This window comes from Prauserella sp. PE36, assembly GCF_003311655.1.
GTDB classification, from domain to species: Bacteria; Actinomycetota; Actinomycetes; order Mycobacteriales; family Pseudonocardiaceae; genus Prauserella_A; species Prauserella_A endophytica.
Genome location: NZ_QEQT01000085.1, coordinates 61,091 through 74,674 on the forward strand (window position 1 = coordinate 61,091; position 13,584 = coordinate 74,674).

Here is a 13,584-nt window from a genome sequence, read left to right on the forward strand (position 1 = left end):
GATCCACACCCTAGGAGCCCGCGCGCGGGTCAGGAGGCGGACGTGACCCGGTACACGTCGTACACACCCTCGACGTTGCGCACGACCTTGAGCACATGACCGAGGTGCTTCGGGTCGCCCATCTCGAAGGTGAACCGGCTGACGGCCACGCGGTCGCGCGAGGTGGTGACCGACGCCGAAAGGATGTTCACGCGCTCGTCGGCGAGCACCTTGGTGACGTCGGAGAGCAGGCGGTGCCGGTCGAGCGCCTCCACCTGGATCGCCACGAGGAACACCGAGGACTCCGACGGCGCCCACTCGACCTCGACCAGGCGCTCCGGCTGCTGGCGCAGGTCGTCGGCGTTGGTGCAGTCGGTGCGGTGCACGCTGACCCCGCCGCCACGCGTGACGAAGCCGAGGATCTCGTCGCCGGGTACCGGGGTGCAGCAGCGCGCGAGCTTGGCCCAGATGTCGCTCTCGCCCTTGACGATCACGCCGACGTCGCCGGCCCCGCGCCTGCGGGTGACCGTGGACGGAGTGGCCCGCTCGGCGAGCTCCTCCTCGGCCTCCTCCACGCCGCCGATCAGCGCGACGAGCCGCTGCACCACGTGCTTGGCGCTCGTGTGCCCCTCGCCGACCGCGGCGTAGAGCGAGCTGATGTCGCCGTGCCGCAGCTCCTTGGCGACCGCGCCCATCGAGTCGGCCGACACCAGGCGCTGGATCGGCAGCCCGACCTTGCGGACCTCCTTGGTGATGGCGTCCTTGCCGGCCTCGATCGCCTCGTCGCGGCGCTCCTTGGCGAACCACTGGCGGATCTTCGCCCGCGCCTTCGGCGACCCGGCGAACGACAGCCAGTCCCGGCTCGGGCCCGCGCCCTCGGCCTTGGACGTGAAGATCTCGACGACCTCGCCGTTCTCCAGCTTGCGCTCGAGCGCGACGAGTCTGCCGTTGACTCGGGCGCCGATGCAGCGGTGCCCGACCTCGGTGTGCACGGCGTAGGCGAAGTCCACCGGTGTCGACCCGACGGGCAGGGTGATCACGTCGCCCTTGGGCGTGAACACGAAGATCTCGCGCGTCGCGAGGTCGTAGCGCAGCGACTCGAGGAACTCGCCGGGGTCGGCCGCCTCCCGCTGCCAGTCGAGGAGCTGCCGCATCCACGCCATCTCGTCGATGTCGACGGCGTTGCCACTGTGTGTGCCCCTGGTCTCCTTGTACCGCCAGTGCGCGGCGATGCCGTACTCGGCGGTGCGGTGCATCTCGTGCGTGCGGATCTGCACTTCCAGCGGCTTGCCGTCCGGCCCGATCACCGTGGTGTGCAGCGACTGGTAGACACCGAACCGGGGCTGGGCGATGTAGTCCTTGAACCGGCCCGGCATCGGCTGCCACAGAGCGTGCACCACGCCCATCGCGGCGTAGCAGTCACGCACGTCCTCGACGAGGATGCGCACGCCCACCAGGTCGTGGATGTCGTCGAGGTCGCGGCCGCGGACGATCATCTTCTGGTGGATCGAGTAGTAGTGCTTCGGCCTGCCCTCGACCTTGGCTGTGATGCGTGAGGAGTCCAGCTGCTTGGTCAGCTCCCCGATCACCCAGCGCAGGTATGTGTCGCGGGACGGCGCGCGGTCGGCGACCAGGCGGACGATCTCGTCGTACTTCTTGGGCTGCAGGATCGCGAACGCGAGGTCCTCCAGTTCCCACTTCACCGTTGCCATACCGAGCCGGTGGGCCAGCGGGGCCAGGACCTCCAGGGTCTCCTTGGCCTTGCGGGCCTGCTTCTCCGGCGGGAGGAAGCGCATCGTGCGCATGTTGTGCAGCCGGTCGGCCAGCTTGATCACCAGCACGCGCGGGTCGCGCGCCATGGCGATCACCATCTTGCGGATGGTCTCGGCCTCGGCGGCGTGGCCGAGCTTGACCTTGTCGAGCTTGGTGACGCCGTCGACGAGCTGGGCGACCTTCTCGCCGAAGTCGGCACCCAGCTGGTCCAGGGAGTAGCCGGTGTCCTCGACGGTGTCGTGCAGCAGGGCCGCCACCAGCGTCGTCGTGTCCATGCCCAGCTCGGCGAGGATCGTGGCCACCGCGAGCGGGTGGGTGATGTAGGGGTCGCCGGACTTGCGGCGCTGCTCGCGGTGCAACTCCTCGGCCACGTCGTAGGCGCGCTGGAGCAGGGTCAGGTCGGCGTTCGGGTGAAGCTCGCGGTGGATCGCGGCGAGCGGCTCGAGCACCTGCTTCACGGACGCGGCACGCTGGGCGGTGATGCGCCGCGCAAGCCTGGCCCTCACCCGCCTGGTCGCCGAGGGCGCCCTGGTGGCGCCGCCGTTCGGGACAGGACGCGCGGGCTGTGCGGACGGTGCCGCCTGTGCCGGTTGCGACTCGCGCGCGTCACCGTCCGAATGGGCTGCCACGACGGAATCGAGCTCTTGGCCCACCCGCACCTCCAGCTCATCGCGCGGTTGTTAGACACCTAGCGTAACCCGCGGCGACGCCGGTCCGTGTCCTCCCCGGGCTAGGAGCGCGCTGAACCACCGCTGCCCTACTGCGCGACGCCCAGACGGCGCCTCGCCGCGTTGCCGGAAAGCCCGAGTACGACCCGGTACGAGGGCTTCCCTCCGCCCTGCGAGGCCGCCGTCTGGATCGCCGCTCGCTACGGGCGGGGTTGTTCAGCACACTCCTAGAGCGTCCGCAGCGCGTGCACCGGCAGGCCCGCCAGCCTCGCCCTGCCGCCGAGGGCCGCCAGCTCCAGCACCACGGCGACGCCGGTCGGCTCGGCCCCCGCGCCCCTGATCAGCTCGGCCGTGGCGGCGGCTGTGCCGCCGGTGGCGAGCACGTCGTCGACGACGGCCACCCGCTCGTCCCCGGCCACGGACCCGGCGGGCAGCTCCAGGGTGGCCGTGCCGTACTCCAGCGCGTAGTCGACCCGGCCCGCCACGGACGGCAGCTTGCCCGGCTTGCGCACCAGCGCCACGCCGAGCCCGCGCGCGTAGCCGACCGCGGCGGCCAGCACGAAGCCCCGTGCCTCCACCGCGGCCAGCCGGTCCACTCGGTCGCCGATGACCTCGCCGAGCGCGTCGACCACCGCGGCGAAACCGGCCGCGCTGCCGAACAGCGGGGTCAGGTCACGGAAAAGCACCCCCGGCTCGGGGAAGTCAGGCACCTCCGCGACGAGATCCAGTGCCTCGTCGAGCTTCATCGCCTGCGCTTGCCCGTCGGCTTACCGGTGGGCCTGCCCGAACGCTGCTGCTGGCGCTTCTGCGCCGCCTTGGGATGCCTCGCCGGGACGCTGGCCGCCGCCGCGTACGCCTCCTCGCGGCGCAGCTCGGTGGCCAGTGCCTCGTCGTCGGCGGGGTCGAAGTCCTCGTCCGGCTCGCGCTCGGTCGCCTTGCGGGCCTGGTTCGCCCTGCGGGCGTGGACGCGCTCGGCCTGCTGCTGGTACTTCGGGTCCCGCATCTTGAGGAAAACCAGCAGCGGTGTCGCCAGCAGCACGGACGACAGCACGCCGGCGAGCATGCCGGTCAGCTGCACGAGCGCGAGGTCCTGCAGCGTGCCGGCGCCCAGCAGGACGTAGCCGACGATCAGCAGGCCGAGCACCGGCAGCAGCGCGATGACCGACGTGTTGATCGAGCGCATCAGCGTCTGGTTCAGCGCGAGGTTGGCGGCCTCGGGGTACGTGCGCCTGGTGAGGTTCAGCAGGCCGCGCGTGTTCTCCTTGACCTTGTCGAACACCACCACCGTGTCGTACAGCGAGAAGCCGAGGATCGTCAGCAGACCGATCACGGTCGCGGGCGTCACCTCGAAGCCCACCAGCGAGTAGACGCCCGCGGTGACCACGATGTCGTGGATGAGCGCGACGAGCGCCGCCGCCGCCATCCACTTCTCGAAGTAGAGGATCAGGAAGATCGTCACCAGCACGATGAACACGCCGAGCGCGATCAGCGCCTGCCGTGAGATCTCCCCGCCCCACGACGCGCTGACCGCGCTGTCGCTGATGACGGTCTGGCTCGGCTGCCCGCTGGAGTCCAGCGGCTGCAGCTCGTTGAAGAGCGCCTGCTTGACCTGGGCGACCTCGTTGGCGTCGAGCGTGCTGGACCGCAGCTGGATGGTGGCCGCCTCGCCGACGCCGACCTGCTGGGCCTCGGAGGCGTTCTCGCCGATCGCGCCCGAGAAGACCTGTTTCGCCTCGTCGGGGTCGATGGGGCCCTGCGCGCCCTGGGCCGGCAGCTGGATCTGCGTGCCACCCTCGAACTCGATGCCGAGGTTGAAGCCCTTGATGCCCATCGAGCCGATGCACACCAGCACCAGGATCCCGAAGGCGACGAACCACCGCTTGCGGTGCCCGACGATGTCGAACGCGCCGGTCCCCGTGTAGAGGCGGGTGAACACGGACTCCTTGCGGTCCTTCTCGGCCACGTCACGCCTCCTTCGCGGTCGCGCCGACATGGCTGGTGGACCTGCGTTTGGCCCCGAGTTTCTGCACGGCGCCCAGTCCCGAGAGCTTCGGGCTCGACAGCGTCTTCGACTTGGCGATGAGCGCCACGAGCGGATGGGTCACGAGGAAGACGACGATCAGGTCCAGCACCGTCGACATGCCCAGGGTGAAGGCGAAGCCCTTCACCTCGCCGACCGCCAGCGCGTAGAGCACGCCCGCGGCCAGGAACATGATCGCGTCGGAGGCGAGGATCGTGCGCCTCGCCCGCAGCCACCCTCTCGGCACCGCGGAGCGGAACGTCCTGCCCTCCCGCATCTCGTCCTTGAGCCGTTCGAAGTAGACGACGAAGGAGTCGGCCGTGACACCGATCGCGATGATGAACCCGGCGACGCCCGCGAGGTCCAGGGTGAACCCGACCCAGCGGCCGAGCAGCACCAGCACCGCGTAGACGATCGCGGCCGACAGCACCAGCGACAGCACGGTCAGCACACCGAGTATGCGGTAGTAGAGCAGGCAGTAGATGAACACCAGCGCGATACCGATCGCTCCCGCGATCAACCCTGCCTCCAGCGAGGCGAGGCCCAGCGTCGCCGACACGGTCGTCGCGTCCGAGGACGAGAACGACAGCGGCAGCGAGCCGTACTTCAGCACGTCGGCCAGGTTCTTGGCCTCCTGCTGCGTGAACTGGCCGTTGATCTCCGTCTGGCCGTTGGGAATCGCCTCGGTGATGTTCGGCGCCGACACGACCTTGGTGTCGAGCACGAACGCGGCGCGCTGGTTGACGTTGGCGGAGGTGAAGTCGGCCCAGGTGTCGGCGCCACCGCTCTTGAAGGTCAGGTTCACGACCCAGCCACCGCGCTGCTGGTTGTAGCCGGACGTGGCGTCCTCGATCTCGGTGCCCTCCAGGAACACCGGACCCAGCACGTACTTCTCGGTGCCGTCCTCGTTGCACGTGGCGAGCGGCAGCCTCGGGTCGTCGTTGCCGACGAGGGGGTCGGCCGAACCGGGCCTGCACTGCAGCTGCGCGAGTGTCTGCGCCTGGAGCTGTTGCGCGGCGGCGACGGCGGCCTGGTCGTTCGGGTTGGCGGGCAGCAGCGCCTGGTTCTGCCTGGCCTGCCTCGCCTCCTGGATCTCGGCGGCGGCCTTCTCCTCCGGAGTCTGGTCGTCGTCCTGCTGCTGCGCCGCCTGCGGCGCGCTGCCGCCGCCGTCGGCGGGCGGCTGGGACGGCTCGCCCGTCGGCGGCGCCGAGGACTCGGGAGCCTGCCCGGTGCCGGGCTGCTGCTGCGGGGCGGCGCCGGCCGGCTCCGCGTAGATGACCTGGCGGAAGCCCAGCTTCGCCGTCCGGCCGAGGGTCTTGGCCTGCTCGCCCTCGTCGCCGGGCACGGTGATGACGACGTTGTTGCCGTCGAGGAGCACCTCGGCACCGCTCACACCGATCCCGTTCACGCGGGTCTCGATGATCTGCCGCGCCTGCTCCAGCTGCTCCCGCGACGGCTCGGAGCCGTCCGGGGTGCGCGCGGTCAGGGTGACCCGTGTTCCGCCCTGCAGGTCGATGCCCAGCTTCGGCGTCGGCTGCCGGTCACCGGTGAGGAACACCAGCGCGTACAGCGCGACGACGATCAGGACGAAAAAGCTCAGGTAGCGTCCCGGGCGGATCTGCCCGGCCGGTGGTGCCACGGTCGGTCGGTCTCCTCGAACTGGGTACAGCGGCTAACGGGTCGCACCGCACACGCCCGCCGCCTTCGTGAGACAGCGAACACACGCAGCACCGAGACAGTACTCGGTGCTGCGTGAACGCCGTGTTCGCCCCACGCCGGAGCGTGGCGCGCCGGCGCGGACGGGGTGGACCGCTACTTCTTGCCGTGCTCGAGCGGCGGGGCGACCTGCGGGCCCTTGGCGGCCTCGGTCTCCTTCTCGTCGGCCTCGGCGACCGTGGATTCCTCAGCGACCGACGTGTCGCCCTCCTCGTCGGAGGCCGACTCGTCGTCGACGACCGGGTTGATCTTCTCCCGCACTGCCTGCCGCAACCAGGTGGTCACCACGCCGTCGGCGATCTCGAGGTCGATCGTGGTCTCGTCGCTGGTGTCGGCCACGGTCGCGTACAGACCGGAGGTGGTCATCACGCGGTCACCGGGGGCCAGGCTGTTCTGCAGCTCCTGCTGCTGCGCCATCATCCGCTTCTGCTTGCGCGTACCCATGATCAGGGGAATCGCGACGACGAGCATCAGCAGCAGCGGCAGGAAAAGGCCTTCCATGGTTCTCCATTCGGAGGACGCCGCCGGAAGCGAAACGTCCGAGTTTGTCTGAATGTGCCCTGTCGAGTGTGCCAGGTACCGCCGGGAATGCCAGCACCGCCCAGCACGCACACCTCGTGCATTCTCAGTCGAACAGGGTCGGCGCTGCCGCGTCAACCCCGGCGACCTCGGCCGGAGCCTGCAGCCCGAGGTGCTCCCACGCCGCCGCGGTAGCGACGCGACCACGCGGGGTGCGCGCGAGCATACCCGCGCGCACGAGATAGGGCTCACACACCTCTTCGACCGTCGACGGCTCCTCCCCCACGGCCACCGCGAGGGTCGACACCCCGACCGGGCCGCCGCCGAAGGACCGCACGAGGGCGGCGAGCACGGCACGGTCGAGCCGGTCGAGCCCGAGCTCGTCGACGTCGTAGACCTCCAGCGCCGCCCTGACCACCTCGAGCGTGCCGGTGCCGTCGGCCCGCACCTCCGCGTAGTCCCGGACCCGGCGCAGCAGCCGGTTGGCGATCCGCGGGGTGCCGCGCGACCGCCGGGCGATCTCGGCACGGCCGTGTGGGTCGACGGAGATGCCGAGCAGGTCGGCCGAGCGCTGCACCACCTGCTCCAGCTCCTCCGGCGAGTAGAACTCCATCTGGCCGGTGAACCCGAACCGGTCGCGCAGCGGACCCGTCAGCGCCCCGGATCGCGTCGTGGCGCCGACCAGCGTGAACGGCGCGATCTCCAGCGGGATGCTCGTGGCGCCCGGCCCCTTGCCGACCACCACGTCCACGCGGAAGTCCTCCATCGCGAGGTAGAGCATCTCCTCGGCGGGCCGCGCGATGCGGTGGATCTCGTCGATGAACAGCACGTCGCCCTCGGCGAGGTTGGAGAGCATCGCCGCGAGGTCGCCCGCGCGCTCCAGCGCCGGGCCCGACGTGATGCGGATCGACGCGTCGAGCTCGGCCGCGATGATCATCGCCATGCTCGTCTTGCCGAGCCCCGGCGGGCCCGAGAGCAGCACGTGGTCGGGCGGGACGCCCCGCCTGCGTGCGCTTTCCAGCACCAGGCTGAGCTGCTCGCGCACGCGCGGCTGGCCCACGAAGTCGGCGAGCTTGCGGGGCCGCAGCGCCGTCTCGACCTCGCGCTCGCCGGTCTGGGGCAACGCCGACAGCGCCGCTTCGTCGGGCTCGAAGTCGGTCATGTGGCCATCGTCCATGGTGCCGGGTCAGCGCTTCCGGCCGAGGGTGGTGAGCGCGGCCCGCAGCACGCTGGAGGTGTCGGCCCCCGCGTCGGCCGCGACGACCTTGTCCACCGCCTGCTCGGCCTGCTTGGCGGCAAAGCCCAGCCCCACGAGCGCCTCCACGACCTCGGTGCGCACGGCGCTCGCCGCCGTGCCGCCGCCCGCGGCCGCACCGGAGGGCTCCGCGGCGAGCACCTTGTCCCGCAGCTCCAGGGTGAGCCGTTCGGCGCCCTTGCGTCCGATGCCCGGAACCTGCGTGAGCACGGTGATGTTGCCCTCGGCCAGCGCGCTGCGGAGCTTGTCGGGGTCGAGCACCGCCAGCGCGGCGAGCGCGAGCCGGGGGCCGATGCCCGAGACGGTCTGGAGCAGGCCGAACAGCTCGCGCGCCTCGGCGTCGGCGAACCCGAAGAGGGTCAGCGAGTCCTCCCGCACCACGAGCGAGGTGAACAGCCGCGTCTCCTCGCCCCTGCGCAGGGTCGCGAGCGTGGAGGGCGTGGCCTGCACGGCGAGGCCGACCCCGCCCACCTCCACCACCACGTGGTCGAGCCCGACGGAGAGCACCTCGCCGCGCACCGAGGAGATCATCGCTTCGCTCCCAGCGTGTTCCCGCCCTGACCGGGCTTCTGCTTCGCCGCGGCGGCCAGCCGCGCGCGATGGGTCCTGGCGAGCTGCGCCGCCCGCGCCTCCGCCTCGGCCAGCCGCGCCCGCATCGGCTCCCGCCACAGGTGGCAGATGGCGAGCGCGAGCGCGTCGGCGGCGTCGGCGGGGCTCGGCGCCTGCGCGAGCTTGAGCAGCCGGGTCACCATGCCGGTGACCTGCGCCTTGTCCGCCCGGCCCGAGCCGGTGACGGCCGCCTTGACCTCACTGGGCGTGTGGAAGACGACCGGAAGGCCCCTGCGCGCCGCGCTGAGCGCAACGACCCCGCCCGCCTGCGCGGTGCCCATCACCGTCCGCACGTTGTGCTGGCTGAACACCCGCTCGACGGCGACGGCCTCGGGCCGGTAGGTGTCGAGCCACTCCTCGACGGCGTCGGAGACCTGGAGCAGCCTGCCCGCGAGGTCGGCGTCGGGCGGCGTGCGCACGACATCGACGGCCACACAGGTGACCGTGCGGCCGAGGCCGCCGTCCACGACACCGAGCCCGCATCGGGTCAGCCCGGGGTCGACACCGAGCACGCGCAACGGGCCTCCCTCTCGCCACGAACACCAGTTCGAGCACGAAGGCTACCCGCTGCGCGGCGAGGGGAGGACGAGGCGCGCCGGGTCAGGAGCAGCGCACGAGCGCCTGCACGGGCGTGTGGTCGGACGGGTACCGGCCCCGAAGGCGGAACGTGTTGATCGCGGCGGCGAGCACGTCGACGCGGGAGTTGGCGAGCACCCAGTCGATGCGGTTCGCACCGAGCACCGGGTCCCGGTAGTTCGGGAACGTGCCCCACTCCGGCGTCAGCTGCCTGCCCGCCAGCCACGTGTCGGTGAGCCCGCCGTCGGTGACGAGGAGACGGTACGACTCGGAGCCGGGCGCCGGGGTGTTGAAGTCACCGGTGAGCACCACGGGCAGCGCGGGGTCGAAACCGGCGATCCGGTCGCGCACGAGGGCGGCGCTGCGCTGGCGCGAGGGCTCGGACTGGTGGTCGAAGTGTGTGTTGACGTGGACGAACTCGGTGCCGGTTCGGCGATCGGCGAAGCGCACCCACGTGACCATCCTGATCACGTTGTTGCCCCACGACTTCGAGCCGATCACGTTCGGCGTGTCGGAGAGCCAGAAGTGGTCCAGGTCGAGCGGTTCGAGCCTGCGGGCGTCGTAGTAGATCGCCATGAACTCGCCGCGGCCGCCGCCCTCGCGGCCGAGCCCGATCCAGTCGTAGTGCCCGGGAAGATCGGCACTCACCTGCTTCACCTGGTGGTACAGCGCCTCCTGGACGCCGAGCACGGTCGGTCGTTCCACGTCGAGGAAGCGCGCCAGCACCGGGCGCCGGTCGGTCCACGAGTCCGGCGTGCCGGGCGCGGCGTTGGTGTCCAGCCGGATGTTGAACGACATCACGTGCAGGTCCGCGCCCTTGGCCTCCCCGATCACGGCCTTGCCCTGGCCGGCCGCGTTCGCCGTCCCCGAGGCGAAAACGAGGCCCGCCGCGCCCACCACGCCGGCCAGCCCGAGCGCACCACGTCTCGACATTCCGCTCTGTTCCACGACATCCTCCTCACCTGCGGGCACGGTGCCCGGGAGGACTTTCGTGGCTGATCATGAGCGGCACCCGGCGCGCAGGCGAGCACGAGGAGAACGGGGGCCGAACTCCAGCCCTTGACTATCCGATGTGGACGGTCACGGTCCGTCGACGCCCGGCGTCCAGCTCTCCGGCCTGCCGGTCATCGTCAGCACGGGCTGCCACGCGGCGAACCCCTCCGGCGCGCTTTCCTGCCACGGCCAGTGACCCGCGGGCGTCGGCACGATGATCTGCACGGCGGGGAAGTCGCCGTCGGGGTAGACGAGGAACGCGCTGCCGAAGAACTCGGGGTAGTGCCCCGGCGCGACCTGCTCGAAGGTCACCGGCACGCCCTCGAAGAAATCGTTGTACAGCTTGCCGAACTCGAACTTCTCACCCGCGGCCGCGCGGTCGACGTAGGCGTCGAGAAGCACGGACGCGAACTCCGCGGGCAACCCGACGACCACCGCCTCCGGCACCTCGTGCATCGCCCACGCGCACACGGTGAAGGCGTAGCCCGCCCCATTTCCGTCCGCGGCCACGGTGATCACGGCGTTGCCGCGTTTCTCCGCTTGCGCGACGATCCACTCACGCAGTTCCTGGGCGTTGTCGTCGGCAACGGTTTCGGGCGTCACGGCGGCCATTGTGCCCCACGTCCTCGCGAAACCCCCAAGGGGTCAACGGAGACCCGGGCGGGAATCCCGGACCGCCGGACGTGACACAATTCCTAGGCTCCGGCGGCCGACGGCGCCTACCATCGGCCGATCCGCACCCGAAACCCGGAAGTCCCCATGACCGACCCCACGCTGAAGTCCCCGCCGCCACAGGGCGGCGACGAGGACCTGCAGGACCAGATCCTTGCCGCCGAGCTCAAGCTCATGACCGGAGAGCGGCTCACCTCGACGGAGCAGCGCCTGCTCGCCTACACGGTGTTCTCCGGCGGCTGCTCCTCTTGCCCGCGCTGACGGGCGTCAGCCGACCTCGGCCATCACCTCGTCGGAAACGTCGAAGTTCGCGTAGACGTTCTGCACGTCGTCGCAGTCCTCGAGCGCGTCGATGAGCCGGAAGACCTTCTTGGCGCCCTCGGCGTCCAGCGGCACGTTGACCGATGGCAGGAAGTTGGCCTCCGCCGACTCGTAGTCGTACCCGGCCTCCTGCAGCGCGGACCGCACGCCGACGAGGTCACTCGCCTCGGAGACGATCTCGAAGCTCTCGCCGAGGTCGTTGACCTCCTCCGCGCCCGCGTCGAGCACGGCCATGAGCACGTCGTCCTCGGAGAGCTCGCCCTTCGGCATGAGCACGACGCCCTTGCGGTTGAACAGGTACGCGACCGAACCCGGGTCGGCGAGCGAGCCGCCGTTGCGGGTCAGCGCGGTGCGCACCTCGGAGGCTGCGCGGTTCTTGTTGTCGGTGAGGCACTCGATCAGCACCGCGACGCCGTTGGGGCCGTAGCCCTCGTACGTGATGTTCTGCCAGTCGGCGCCACCGGCCTCCTCACCGGCGCCGCGCTTGCGCGCGCGCTCGATGTTGTCCTGGGGGACGGAGTTCTTCTTCGCCTTCTGGATGGCGTCGTACAGCGTCGGGTTGCCGTCCGGGTCGCCCCCGCCGGTCCGCGCGGCGACCTCGATGTTCTTGATCAGTCTCGCGAACAGCTTGCCACGCTTGGCGTCGAGGGCGGCCTTCTTGTGCTTGGTGGTGGCCCACTTGGAGTGGCCGCTCATCTCTCCTCCAAAATCACTTCTCCTGCACGATGCCCACGAACAGCCGGTGCACGCGCTCGTCCCCCGTCAGCTCCGGGTGGAACGCGGTGGCGAGCACCGTCCCCTGGCGGACCGCGACGATCCTATCCGCAGCCGCCCCGGCGTCCCTGGTGTGCGGGATCCTGGCGAGCACCTCGACCCCGTCGCCGGTCTTCTCGACCCACGGGGCGCGGATGAAGACGGCGTGCAGCGAGCCGCCCTCGACACCGGTGAAGTCGAGGTCGCCCTCGAACGAGTCCACCTGGCGGCCGAACGCGTTGCGCCGTACGACGATGTCGAGCGCGTCGAGCTGGTGCTGGTCCTCGCGGCCGTCGAGTGCCTGCCTCGCCAGCAGGATCATGCCGGCGCACGAACCGAACGCGGGCATGCCGTCGGCCAGCCTGCCGCGCAGCGGCTCCAGCAGCTCGAACGTGTCCAGCAGGCGCGACATGGTGGTGGACTCGCCGCCGGGCAGCACCAGGCCGTCGACCTCGGCGAGCTCGCGCGGCCTGCGCACGGGCAGCGCGGTCGCTCCCGCCCGTTCCAGCATCGCGGCGTGCTCGCGCACGTCGCCCTGCAGGGCGAGCACTCCGATCACCGGTCGCTTCGTCGTCACGCAACAGCACCTTTCCAGGAACTCCCTGGTCAAGCCTACTGTGCGGAGGCTGGCTTCCCGTCAGGGCACCCCGAGCAGCCGTAGGATCGCGGCCGTGGCGGCCGCGGCGAGCACCACCACCACGAACGGCGCTTTGCGCCACGCCAGCAGCCCGCCGACCGCGACCCCGGCAGGCCGGGCGAAGCCGACGAACTCGTGGCCGTCGAGCAGCGCCGCCGTCGCGACCAGCGCGGCGAGGAGGGTCACCGCGGCGACGGCCATGAGCTTCTCGACGCGAGGGGACAGCTCGACCCTGGCCCTGAGCACCGGCCCGGCGAAGCGGAACGCGAAGGTCCCCGCCCCCAGCACGACGGCGGCGACGATGAGCGTGGCCGCGGAGATCACGACGCCGCCTCCTTCGCCTTCTCGGCGGGCTCGGCCTGCTTGCCGACGAAGCTCACGAGCACCCCGGCGAGCGCGAGCAGCACCGGCACACCCCCGGGCAGGAACGGCGCCGTCGCCAGCGCGATCACCACTCCGGCCAGCGCGGCCCTGCGGGTCGCCGGGTCCTTGAGGGAGGGCAGCACGAGCGCGAGCAGTACGGCGGGGAACGCGGCGTCGAGACCGAAGGCGTCGGTGTCGGTCACCACCGTGCCGCCGAACGCGCCGAGCACCACACCGACGTTCCAGCAGACGAACAGCCCGACACCGCACGCCCAGTACGCCGCCCTGCGGCGCTCGGCGTCGCGCTGCGCCAGCGCGAAGGCCACGGTCTCGTCGATCATCAGGTGGCTGCCGACGATCCGCCTGGCCCAGCGGTCGCCGAGCACGTCGCCGACCGCGAAGCCGAACGGCAGGTGCCTGGCGTTGACCAGCAGCCCGGCGACCACGGCCGCGATCGGGTTGCCGCCTGAGGCGACGAGCCCGACGAACATGAACTGCGCCGCGCCCGCGAAGACGACGAGCGACAGCAGCATCGGCAGCCACAGCGGCAGGCCGGAGCTCACCGTGATCGCACCGAAGGAGACACCGACGACCGCGTCGGCGAGGCAGACCAGCGCGATGTCGCGCGCGAGTCCGCGGTCCAGGGTTCGCCATATCGAACGCATCGCCTTCTATACTGAACGAGACCACTGCCGTTCGTCAAGGCGAACGACTCGACTCATGGAGCGAA

The 13,584-nt window shown here is 71.0% G+C and carries 15 protein-coding genes; 1 reads left to right on the top strand and 14 read right to left on the bottom strand.

Translation table 11 applies throughout. The features are described 5' to 3' along the window. Positions 1 to 29: 29 nt before the first annotated feature. From DI005_RS24355 to DI005_RS24400, 10 genes are all read right to left on the bottom strand, one after another. Complete coding sequence (locus DI005_RS24355) at positions 30 to 2,405, bottom strand: bifunctional (p)ppGpp synthetase/guanosine-3',5'-bis(diphosphate) 3'-pyrophosphohydrolase (protein ID WP_113643696.1); 2,376 nt, start codon at positions 2,403 to 2,405, stop codon at positions 30 to 32. A gap of 242 nt (positions 2,406 to 2,647) precedes the next feature. Then, positions 2,648 to 3,166 (bottom strand): adenine phosphoribosyltransferase, encoded by a 519-nt coding sequence (locus DI005_RS24360; RefSeq protein WP_112274580.1) that lies wholly within the window; start codon positions 3,164 to 3,166, stop codon positions 2,648 to 2,650. Beyond that, positions 3,163 to 4,413 (bottom strand): protein translocase subunit SecF, encoded by a 1,251-nt coding sequence (gene secF / locus DI005_RS24365; protein ID WP_113643655.1) that lies wholly within the window; start codon positions 4,411 to 4,413, stop codon positions 3,163 to 3,165. Before secF ends, DI005_RS24360 begins: the two co-directional genes overlap by 4 nt. Then, entirely contained in the window at positions 4,385 to 6,079 is a 1,695-nt protein-coding gene (secD, locus tag DI005_RS24370) for a protein translocase subunit SecD (protein WP_113643656.1), read from the bottom strand. The genes secF and secD overlap by 29 nt, the downstream gene beginning before the upstream one ends. A gap of 173 nt (positions 6,080 to 6,252) precedes the next feature. Beyond that, positions 6,253 to 6,657: a preprotein translocase subunit YajC gene (yajC, locus tag DI005_RS24375; protein WP_113643657.1), complete on the bottom strand. Its 405-nt coding sequence runs from the start codon at positions 6,655 to 6,657 to the stop codon at positions 6,253 to 6,255. Positions 6,658 to 6,781: 124 nt separating this feature from the next. Continuing rightward, entirely contained in the window at positions 6,782 to 7,837 is a 1,056-nt protein-coding gene (ruvB, locus tag DI005_RS24380) for a Holliday junction branch migration DNA helicase RuvB (RefSeq protein ID WP_228714161.1), read from the bottom strand. A 24-nt stretch (positions 7,838 to 7,861) separates the two neighbouring features. After that, positions 7,862 to 8,461 (bottom strand): Holliday junction branch migration protein RuvA, encoded by a 600-nt coding sequence (gene ruvA, locus DI005_RS24385; RefSeq protein WP_113643658.1) that lies wholly within the window; start codon positions 8,459 to 8,461, stop codon positions 7,862 to 7,864. Continuing rightward, entirely contained in the window at positions 8,458 to 9,057 is a 600-nt protein-coding gene (ruvC, locus tag DI005_RS24390; RefSeq protein WP_113643659.1) for a crossover junction endodeoxyribonuclease RuvC, read from the bottom strand. Before ruvC ends, ruvA begins: the two co-directional genes overlap by 4 nt. 82 nt (positions 9,058 to 9,139) lie before the next feature. Further along, positions 9,140 to 10,048: an endonuclease/exonuclease/phosphatase family protein gene (locus DI005_RS24395; RefSeq protein WP_113643660.1), complete on the bottom strand. Its 909-nt coding sequence runs from the start codon at positions 10,046 to 10,048 to the stop codon at positions 9,140 to 9,142. 147 nt (positions 10,049 to 10,195) lie between these two features. After that, complete coding sequence (locus tag DI005_RS24400) at positions 10,196 to 10,720, bottom strand: DUF4262 domain-containing protein (protein WP_112274592.1); 525 nt, start codon at positions 10,718 to 10,720, stop codon at positions 10,196 to 10,198. A gap of 147 nt (positions 10,721 to 10,867) precedes the next feature. Here DI005_RS24400 and DI005_RS38315 point away from each other — a divergent pair, with 147 nt between their 5' ends. Then, positions 10,868 to 11,041: a hypothetical protein gene (locus tag DI005_RS38315; RefSeq protein WP_158303188.1), complete on the top strand. Its 174-nt coding sequence runs from the start codon at positions 10,868 to 10,870 to the stop codon at positions 11,039 to 11,041. A 6-nt stretch (positions 11,042 to 11,047) separates the two neighbouring features. Here the strand turns inward: DI005_RS38315 and DI005_RS24405 are convergent, their stop codons facing one another. The 4 genes from DI005_RS24405 to DI005_RS24415 are packed head-to-tail and all read right to left on the bottom strand — an operon-like array spanning position 11,048 to position 13,519. Next, positions 11,048 to 11,797, bottom strand: a complete 750-nt coding sequence (locus DI005_RS24405; protein ID WP_112274594.1) for a YebC/PmpR family DNA-binding transcriptional regulator — start codon at positions 11,795 to 11,797, stop codon at positions 11,048 to 11,050. Positions 11,798 to 11,810: 13 nt separating this feature from the next. Next, positions 11,811 to 12,431, bottom strand: coding sequence for a pyridoxal 5'-phosphate synthase glutaminase subunit PdxT (gene pdxT, locus DI005_RS24410; RefSeq protein ID WP_112274596.1), 621 nt, complete (start codon positions 12,429 to 12,431; stop codon positions 11,811 to 11,813). A gap of 60 nt (positions 12,432 to 12,491) precedes the next feature. Then, complete coding sequence (locus tag DI005_RS38725) at positions 12,492 to 12,812, bottom strand: AzlD domain-containing protein (RefSeq protein ID WP_369973618.1); 321 nt, start codon at positions 12,810 to 12,812, stop codon at positions 12,492 to 12,494. Further along, entirely contained in the window at positions 12,812 to 13,519 is a 708-nt protein-coding gene (locus DI005_RS24415) for an AzlC family ABC transporter permease (RefSeq protein ID WP_199543185.1), read from the bottom strand. The genes DI005_RS38725 and DI005_RS24415 overlap by 1 nt, the downstream gene beginning before the upstream one ends. Positions 13,520 to 13,584 lie beyond the last annotated feature (65 nt).

Coding starts and splice junctions, on each gene's coding strand:
- DI005_RS24360 (WP_112274580.1), bottom strand. CDS start 3,166: ATGAAGCTCGACGAGGCACTGGATCTCGTCGCGGAGGTGCCTGACTTC.
- secF (WP_113643655.1), bottom strand. CDS start 4,413: ATGTCGGCGCGACCGCGAAGGAGGCGTGACGTGGCCGAGAAGGACCGC.
- yajC (WP_113643657.1), bottom strand. CDS start 6,657: ATGGAAGGCCTTTTCCTGCCGCTGCTGCTGATGCTCGTCGTCGCGATT.
- ruvB (WP_228714161.1), bottom strand. CDS start 7,837: ATGACCGACTTCGAGCCCGACGAAGCGGCGCTGTCGGCGTTGCCCCAG.
- ruvA (WP_113643658.1), bottom strand. CDS start 8,461: ATGATCTCCTCGGTGCGCGGCGAGGTGCTCTCCGTCGGGCTCGACCAC.
- DI005_RS24395 (WP_113643660.1), bottom strand. CDS start 10,048: ATGTCGAGACGTGGTGCGCTCGGGCTGGCCGGCGTGGTGGGCGCGGCG.
- DI005_RS24400 (WP_112274592.1), bottom strand. CDS start 10,720: ATGGCCGCCGTGACGCCCGAAACCGTTGCCGACGACAACGCCCAGGAA.
- DI005_RS38315 (WP_158303188.1), top strand. CDS start 10,868: ATGACCGACCCCACGCTGAAGTCCCCGCCGCCACAGGGCGGCGACGAG.
- DI005_RS24405 (WP_112274594.1), bottom strand. CDS start 11,797: ATGAGCGGCCACTCCAAGTGGGCCACCACCAAGCACAAGAAGGCCGCC.
- DI005_RS24415 (WP_199543185.1), bottom strand. CDS start 13,519: ATGCGTTCGATATGGCGAACCCTGGACCGCGGACTCGCGCGCGACATC.